Annotated in this window: 7 protein-coding genes and 1 other RNA gene (1 of these 8 only partly in view); 4 read left to right on the forward strand and 4 right to left on the reverse strand. The window is 51.2% G+C overall.

Annotated features, from left to right (window positions below; all coding sequences use genetic code 11):
* The 3 genes from EOJ37_RS01045 to xthA form a co-directional block, all read left to right on the forward strand.
* Positions 1-106: non-coding RNA, RtT sRNA (locus EOJ37_RS01045), on the forward strand (it extends 20 nt beyond the left edge of the window).
* A gap of 178 nt (positions 107-284) precedes the next feature.
* Positions 285-857: an LOG family protein gene (locus tag EOJ37_RS01050; protein WP_127956759.1), complete on the forward strand. Its 573-nt coding sequence runs from the start codon at positions 285-287 to the stop codon at positions 855-857.
* Positions 858-953: 96 nt separating this feature from the next.
* Positions 954-1,760 (forward strand): exodeoxyribonuclease III, encoded by an 807-nt coding sequence (gene xthA, locus EOJ37_RS01055; protein ID WP_127956761.1) that lies wholly within the window; start codon positions 954-956, stop codon positions 1,758-1,760.
* Between the two features lie 93 nt (positions 1,761-1,853).
* Here the strand turns inward: xthA and EOJ37_RS01060 are convergent, their stop codons facing one another.
* From EOJ37_RS01060 to EOJ37_RS01075, 4 genes are all read right to left on the reverse strand, one after another.
* Positions 1,854-3,794, reverse strand: a complete 1,941-nt coding sequence (locus tag EOJ37_RS01060) for a DNA topoisomerase III (protein WP_127956763.1) — start codon at positions 3,792-3,794, stop codon at positions 1,854-1,856.
* Positions 3,794-4,903, reverse strand: a complete 1,110-nt coding sequence (gene mnmH, locus EOJ37_RS01065) for a tRNA 2-selenouridine(34) synthase MnmH (protein ID WP_127956765.1) — start codon at positions 4,901-4,903, stop codon at positions 3,794-3,796. Before mnmH ends, EOJ37_RS01060 begins: the two co-directional genes overlap by 1 nt.
* Positions 4,903-5,952 (reverse strand): selenide, water dikinase SelD, encoded by a 1,050-nt coding sequence (selD, locus tag EOJ37_RS01070; RefSeq protein WP_127956767.1) that lies wholly within the window; start codon positions 5,950-5,952, stop codon positions 4,903-4,905. The genes mnmH and selD overlap by 1 nt, the downstream gene beginning before the upstream one ends.
* Positions 5,953-6,063: 111 nt before the next feature.
* Positions 6,064-6,612, reverse strand: a complete 549-nt coding sequence (locus EOJ37_RS01075) for an NAD(P)H nitroreductase (protein WP_127956769.1) — start codon at positions 6,610-6,612, stop codon at positions 6,064-6,066.
* A 509-nt stretch (positions 6,613-7,121) separates the two neighbouring features.
* Between EOJ37_RS01075 and metC the strand changes: the two genes are divergently transcribed.
* Positions 7,122-8,303: a cystathionine beta-lyase gene (gene metC, locus EOJ37_RS01080; RefSeq protein ID WP_127956771.1), complete on the forward strand. Its 1,182-nt coding sequence runs from the start codon at positions 7,122-7,124 to the stop codon at positions 8,301-8,303.
* Positions 8,304-8,716 lie beyond the last annotated feature (413 nt).

An 8,716-nucleotide genomic window follows, 5' to 3' on the forward strand; every position in this document is an offset into this window, starting at 1 on the left:
GATGAGAAGCTTCGACAAGGTTCGAGTCTCGCGTAGCGAGACAACGTGCGCAGCACGGCCCGAAGGGTGAGGCGCAAAGCGCCGAATCATCCTTCCCCCACCACCATCACATCAGAACTTCTGTCAGTTAACTGCCTCTCGCGCCGAATAGCGATACCTCAGCCTGTGCAAATCGTGTCACTCCGCACATCACAGATAATCAATGCCGCAATTGTGGCTTGCAGTTACAGCAACAATTCGCTATACCCATGGCTGGTTTACTGCGGTAAATAAAGGAAAAAAGTATGCGTAACAATATTTGCGTCTTTTGTGGCGCCAGTGAAGGTCAGAACCCCGCCTATGTGGCCAGTGCCTGTGAAATGGGGCAACTGATTGCCAGCCAGGGAAGACGGTTAATTTATGGTGGTGGCAAAAAAGGATTAATGGGGGTTGTCGCTGATGCGGTGTTGGCTGCCGGTGGTGAAGTGATTGGCATTATCCCTGAGCGGTTGGTCGAAGCCGAGACAGCACATCATGGCTTAAGCCAACTGGAGATCGTCCCGGATATGCACACCCGCAAAGCACGCATGGCCGAATTGGCTGACGCTTTTATTGCTCTGCCTGGTGGCATCGGTACACTGGAAGAGCTGTTTGAGATCTGGACTTGGGGGCAGATTGGCTATCACAGTAAACCGGTGGCATTGCTGGATGTTGCTGGCTTCTATCAGCCACTGAGCCAGTTTTTAACCCACGTCGCCGATCAAGGTTTCATGCGCCACGATTACCTAGCAACCCTGCACGTCAGCGCCTCCGCCGAACAACTGCTACAGCAGTTTGATCATTATCAGCCCACCCCCTACGATCGTTGGGCAAAATGATCCGCCATCCCAGTGGCTAGCCTGCGCTGGGAAAGTATTATTGCTGACGAAACTCTGTTACCATCGCGCGATATTTTGCTTAACAAGTGCCGATATATGAAATTTGTCTCTTTTAATATCAATGGGCTGCGTGCTCGCCCGCACCAGCTTGCCGCAATAATTGAACAGCATCAACCTGATGTCATTGGTCTGCAAGAGACAAAGGTGCATGATGATATGTTCCCTCACGAAGCGCTAAGCCAATATGGCTATCATCTGTTCTATCACGGACAGAAAGGCCACTATGGCGTCGCTCTGTTAACCAAACAGCCACCGTTGGCGGTACGCCGTGGTTTTCCAACCGATGATCAGGATGCTCAACGCCGCATCATCATGGCAGATCTGGCTACACCACTGGGTAACCTGACAGTGATTAATGGCTATTTTCCCCAGGGGGAGAGCCGCGATCATGCCGTCAAATTTCCAGCCAAGCAGCGTTTTTATCAAGACTTACAGCACTACTTACAGCAGCATCAACGTGCTGACGCTGCTGTAGTGATCATGGGTGATATGAATATCAGCCCACGAGATAGCGACATTGGTATCGGCGAAGAGAATCGCAAGCGCTGGCTGCGTAGTGGCAAATGTTCGTTTTTGCCTGAAGAGCGCCAATGGCTGGAGCAACTGATGCAGTGGGGATTGCAGGATACCTATCGCCTCCATCATCCGCAGCGTGATGACCGTTTTTCCTGGTTTGACTATCGTTCACGCGGCTTTGAAGACAACCGAGGGTTGCGGATCGATCTGGTGCTTGCCACGGCACCTCTTGCTGAGCGCTGTATTGCCAGTGATATCGATTACCTGACCCGCGCAATGGAAAAGCCTTCAGATCATGCGCCTGTCTGGGCAGAGTTTAAACTTTGACTGCTTGCTAGCCTTATGCTCTGCCAGAGCCGCATTTGCTGGCAATAGATCTCTCGCTAACGAGAGCTCAGTTGCAAGCGACAGTCCAGTTTGTCAGCTCGCTGGTGAGCGTTTTGCGCTACTTGTGCGCCTTTGCCGTTTTTGCTGCTTTTTACCGGTAGCGGGTGCTGCCGGTAAACCACGAAAGGCCAACACTCGCTGCTGCTGATGCTGTTTCACTTCACCAATCAACTGCTGCAACGTCTGCTCTAACGGCTGCATAAAATCCTGATAGCGGAATGCCTTCTCGCTAATTTGTGTCAACTTTGCCTCCCAGTTTGCCGTCATATCCGGTCGAGCAGCCAAATCAGGTAGTGCATGGATCAATGCGCGGCCGGTCTGGCTGGCATGAATATAACGCCCCTGTTTGTACAGAAAACTGCGCTTAAACAGCAATTCAATAATGCCGGCTCTGGTTGCTTCGGTTCCCAAACCATCGGTAGCACGTAGGATCTTCTTCAGCGCTTTATCTTGCACAAAACGGGCAATACCTGTCATCGCCGAAAGTAGACTGGCATCGGTAAAGTGTCGAGGCGGTTGGGTTTGTCGTTCAACAACCTCACCTTTTTCACACAGCAACAGCTCCCCTTCCGCAACCACCGGTAACGCGGCCCCCTCGTTCTCTTCGTCACGCTCTTTACTACCCAGCAGCGTGCGCCATCCCGCTTCAGCCAAGAAACGGGCTTTCGCGACGAACTTGCCACCGGCAATCTCCAGTTCAATCACCGATTTGCGAAACAGCGCATCCGGGCAAAACTGCATCAGATACTGGCGCGCAATCAGATGATAGATCTGCTGTTCATTCTGGCTCAGACTCACCTGGCTGGCTCTTGCCGTCGGGATAATCGCGTGGTGTGCATCAACTTTTTTATCATCCCAACAGCGATTACGCCGTTGGCTATCGATGATCGGCTGTGGATAAAGCTCCGGCTGGTGAGCCGTGATCGCTTTAAGTACCGCATCACGTCCGGCGAAGTGCTCTTCTGGTAGATAACGACAATCAGAACGCGGATAGGTGATCAACTTATGGGTTTCATAAAGGCGTTGGCAAATATCCAGCACCTGTTGTGCACTGAGATTAAAGCGTTTCGCCGCCTCAATCTGTAGCGTAGAGAGTGAAAATGGCAGCGGTGCAAGCTCTGATTCGCGTTTATCGTTATAGCCAGTAACCCGTGCCGGTTGCCCTGCAATGCGCTTCACCACATGTTCAGCCAGTGATCGATGCAACAAGCGCCCTTCCTCATCCTGGTAAGCCTCACACGCTTCACTGGGTTGCCACAGTGCGACAAAACGGGCTTGCTCTGGGGTAACAATATGCGCTTTGACTTCAAAAAAATCCTTCGGCTGGAAGTTTTCAATCTCTTCATCACGCCGCACTACCAAGCCCAATACCGGTGTCTGCACCCGCCCCACCGATAGCACGCCATCATAGCCGGCATTTCGCCCGAGCAGCGTATAAGCTCGTGTCATATTGATGCCATACAGCCAATCGGCGCGTGCCCGTGCCAGTGCCGAGACGCAGAGTGGCACAAAATCGCGGTTATCACGCAAGCGTTCAATCGCCCGTGTCACCGCTTGTGGGTTGAGATCATTAATCAAGCAACGGCGTACTTGTTGCCGCCGCTCAGCGCTTAGTGACAGGTAGTCTAGCACCTCATCCACCAACAGTTGCCCCTCACGATCCGGGTCACCTGCGTGCACAATCTGTTGTGCCTGTGATAACAGGCCCTTAATCACATTAAGTTGATTCACGACTGAGTCACGCGGTTTCAACTGCCATTTTTGCGGGATGATCGGTAAGTCCGCCAACGACCAACGCGCATAACGGCTATCATAAGCTTCCGGTTGTGCTTGCTCCAGTAGGTGGCCAATACACCAAGTGACGACATCGCCGTTAGCACAGGCAATAAAGCCATCACCTCGCCGATGGGGTTTCGGCAATACATCAGCAATTGCACGTGCCAGACTCGGCTTTTCAGCAATAAACAATCTCATTAGTGGTCAGTAGGTTGATAATTAAGCAGGAATGCTTCTACTTCTGGGAAAGTGCCACGGAAGACGATACGCGCGACTTTTTTCTCTAATTGGTAACGGTACATCGGATCATAATAGTGCTGTACCAACGGGATCAGCCACTGCTGGTGCGAGTGGATTTCACCGCGCTGTTGCTGCTCAATCAACGCGACATCCAGCAAGCCACGCAACTGTTCAAACCGCGCTAAACCTAAACGGCGTCGAATGGTAAACAGACCGTGGTGTAAGTAATCGCAGTATTGCTGCCATCCCTGCTGTTGACCGTAATGCTGCGTAAACGCATGATGCATCTGTTCGATGTACTCGTGCTGTAACCGTGCAATGCGCAGCTCAAACGGATCATCGATCACCACAAGCGGAGCCTGTTGCATCGCATTAAATAGCCCTAGCGGCAAATTGTTGGAGCCAATGATCCTACCTTCATCTTCCAGTATCCAGTGATCACAGCCGCCATGCTGTTTCTTTAACAGCTCGATTGCCAGACGGTTTTCAAAGTCGATCTGGCTGGTCTGTTGGTGCAACATCCGCCCAAAAGAAGAACCGCGATGATGGGCAAGCCGTTCCAGATCGATACCAGCATGTAATCTGTTAATCAGTAATGTTTTACCACAGCCAGTGTTGCCGCCAATCACCACCATCGGCAAACACTCTGCCGCTGCCTGCGTTTGTAGTAGAAAGTGGCGCAGTGCCTTATAACCGCCTTCAATCCGTGGATAACAGACGCCCTCAGCACGTAACCACTGCTGTACCAGTTGTGAACGCAGCCCGCCGCGAAAACAGTAAAGATACCCGCTTGGTTGCTGAGTGATCTGTTCTAGCCATGCCAATGTACGCTGCTCACGTATTGTTCCGGAAACCAGACGGTGGCCAAGTGCAATAGCTGCCTGCTGCCCTTGCTGCTTGTAGCAAGTACCCACCGCCTGGCGTTCACTGTCATTCATCAGTGGCAAATTGGTTGCCATCGGGAAAGCACCCTGCTGAAACTCTATCGGAGCACGGAGATCAATCAACGGCACATCTTCCAGGAAGATGCGCCGGTAGTCGTTGCTATCTTGGCGATTATGCAGCATTAACACTCGTTGACCTCGATCAAAGCCCGATCGGGTTGTGCTGGGCGAAGTTCACCAATCGCATTTAGTAGCAAGCCATGACGCAGGGCAATCTCTGCGACCAACGGTTCTGCCTCTGGTATTACCGCCAGCAGTAAGCCACCGGAAGTTTGTGGATCACACAATAATTGGCGTTGGAACTCACTGAGAACACCAATTAAGTGGCCGTAACTCTCGTAATTACGCGCCGTGCCGCCTGGCACACAACCTGCGTCGATGTAGTGTGCAACGGCGGGTAAGGTCGGGATCTGGTCGAACCAAAGTGTTGCCTGTAGGTTGGCCCCCTGACACATTTCAGTTAAGTGTCCCAGTAAACCAAAACCGGTGACATCGGTCATTGCTGTTACCCCAGCAACGGCGGCAAAGTCGGCACCGGCTTTGTTCAGTTGACACATCACCTCGGTGGCCAATCCTTGATGTTCTGGTAACAACTTGTTCTGTTTTTCTGCCGTGCTCAAGATACCAATCCCTAACGGTTTGGTTAAAAACAGCCTGCACCCTGCTTGACCGGCGCTATTTTTCTTCACCCGCTCGCTGTTCACTACGCCAGTGACGGCCAAGCCGAAAATTGGTTCTGGGGCATCGATCGAATGGCCACCTGCCAAGGCAATACCGGCCTGCTGACAGGTATAGCGCCCCCCTTCGATCACTTGTTGTGCCACTTCAGGGGCCAACTTGGCGATCGGCCAGCCCAGAATAGCAATCGCCATAATTGGCTTGCCGCCCATAGCATAGATATCACTGATCGCATTGGCGGCAGCAATACGGCCAAAATCAAACGGATCATCGACGATAGGCATAAAAAAATCGGTGGTACTGACCACCGCCAGTCCCTGCCCGAGATCATAAACAGCAGCATCGTCACGCGTTTCGTTACCCACCAGCAGTTGTGGATCAACAAACTTCTGCTGCTCACTATGCAGTATTGTTTCAAGGACTTTCGGTGAAATTTTGCAACCACAGCCAGCGCCGTGGCTGTACTGCGTTAAACGGATCGTCGGCAATGTCATAATCCATGCTCTATTTTGGCTCACAGACTGGCTAGGTTATCACAATGGCAGATAGCCTGATCAGTGAAAATTCTCGCTTGCGGGCAAATCCGCTTTGCCCCGAATACTGCGTTAGAATTGGCTGACAAAAAGGCTCATATCCGGCACGCTGGTTCTGTGTACCTGCCGTTCTGCGCTACCAAGATAGAGGAAACCGACAATCTCATCCTGTTGACGACAAGAAAATGCGTCCCGCACAAGCGGGTGCTCCACCCAACTGCCAGTGCGCCAGATACCGTTGAAGCCTTGAGCCAGAGCAGCCATCTGCATAGCATGAACTGCACAACCTGCGGAAAGGATCTGCTCACGCTGAGGAACCTTGGGGCTATCCGTGCAGTGCGCAACCACGGCGATGATCAGCGGCGCACGAAAAGGCGCCTGTTTTGCCTTCTCGATGGCACTCTCACTCAAGCCATCCGCTATCGCTGCACGCTGTAATAACGCACTAAAGCGTTCCAGGCCGCTGTCTTCAATAATCACAAAGCGCCAAGGCTTTAATCCACCGTGATCAGGCGCACGTAATCCAGCCCGAATAATGTTGTCGCGTACTTCCGCGATAGGAGCCGGTGTGGTTAAGCGTGCCGCCGAATGACGATGAAGCAGTAATTCCAATGCATCCATAATATTCTCCTCGGAGTTACGTGACTGATGCCTGATCTTGATTGACTGCTTGGCGATGTAAAAACCATCACCCAGTCAATTTGCCGCTTGATGCTACTAAAAAATCCAGTGGCGGTCACTTTTACCGAAGGGATGCTAACTGTAAAAGTGTTTTTACTTACCCACTTGATCCGGTTATTTTAGTTCCATTCAGCCATAGGGGCTGTACAGCGTAAGCGTGACTGGTCAGCAACAGCGCACTCCGGCAAAATCAATCACCTGGTCATGTTGGCGTGATGCTGTCCGCTCTCGGCTGTACCTATTAACTCACTGAGAAAAAGCCTGTTAACTATTTTATATTCAGGAAGAAGAGTAATAAGCAACACAATAAATAAACAGGGTGCGACCAAACAGCCAATTCGGTTTACTCGTTTTTAACGGTCTTGCCGTCTGGTTTATCGGTTTCTTTAGTCTGTTATTGTGCCTATCGCCATTGTTTACGTTTTCGAATAAATAAGGTTAATAAAAATATGAGCAAAAATAGCAGGTCGGGGTTCAGTATCACGACCCGAATGACCCAAGTTGGTCGTGATCCAAGTAAACAGGCAGGGTTTGTTAACCCAGCTATTTATCGCGGTTCGACCGTGGTTTTCCCCACCGTCAATGATCTTGAACATCGCCGGATGGAGTTTACCTATGGTACTGACGGCACTCCAACGATCGCAAACCTAGAGAATGCCTGGAGTGAATTAGCCGGTGCCGCAGGAACTGTGCTCTCCCCCTCTGGCATTGGTGCAATTGCTCTTGCGCTGCTTACCACGCTGAAAAGCGGCGATCACCTGTTAATGCCCGACAGCGTTTACCGTCCAACACGGCTGCTCTGTGCCGGTATGTTAGCCAAAATGGGGATTGAAACCAGTTATTATGACCCGTTACTGGGCAAAGATATTGTCACTCAGTTTCGGGCCAATACCAGCGTGCTGTTTCTTGAGTCGCCCGGTTCACAAAGTTTTGAGGTACAAGATGTGCCAACAATGACCGCATTGGCAAAAGAACACGGTATCACCACCATTATTGATAATACCTGGGCTACACCGCTGTTTTTCCGCGCTCATGAGCATGGCTGTGATCTCTCCGTCGAGGCCGGCACAAAATATCTCGGTGGTCACTCAGATCTGCTGCTGGGGTTAATTTCGGCGAATGCACAATGGTGGCCGAAACTGCGTGAAGCCTATGATTTAATGTCGATGCTACCTGGTGCCGAAGACTGTTTTCTTGCCTTGCGCGGCCTGCGCACCATGCATCTGCGTTTGAAAGCCGCCGAAACCCGCGCACTGGAACTGGCCAACTGGCTAAAATCGCGGCCAGAAGTGCTTAAGGTGCTCCACCCTGCCTTTCCAGAGTGCCCAGGGCATGAATTCTGGCAACGCGACTTTACCGGCTCATCGGGGCTGTTCTCGATCATTCTACAGCCGCAATACAGCAAAGCCGCGTTAGAAAACATGCTTGATTATCTTTCCATTTTTGCTATGGGCTTCTCTTGGGGTGGGTTTGAGAGCCTGGTTCTACCATTTAACTGTGCCGATTATCGCAGTGTCACCCATTGGCAACCCGGTGGCCTAGCGATACGTATACAGGTTGGACTTGAAGACATGAATGAACTGAAAACAGATTTAGAACAGGGCTTTGAGCGTTTGAAGAAATTTGTTTGATACTCATGTGGTTAAGGTAATTCCGTTGGGGCGGTTAGCGAGCTGTCAAGGTACAGTAGATTTAACCACTACATCGCCCCAGCATCCGTTGAATACTGGTTGTAGTGGTTGTAGTGGTTGTAGGTCGTGACGCAAGCTTAGCGCTGAGGTACTACTTGCCCTTTGGATGATTGATGGCAAAGATTGATGTGGCTTGTCCCCATCGTTCTGAAACCCAGGGAGTTATCCAGGGCAACCGCATGAGTGTTCATTTTTTAGCCTCATCAGTTAATCCCGCACGTAAGACGTAAGCGTCCGGTAGCCTCACCTTGCCGCAGCGAATAAAGCCTTTCATTATTCTCGCCATCACATCCTCTGCTTGAGAATAAACCATGCCATACACCAAACAGCAAAAACAGCAGCATCTTGATAAC

Origin of the sequence: Serratia microhaemolytica (genome assembly GCF_004011885.1) — a bacterium.
GTDB lineage: Bacteria > Pseudomonadota > Gammaproteobacteria > Enterobacterales > Enterobacteriaceae > Serratia_G > Serratia_G microhaemolytica.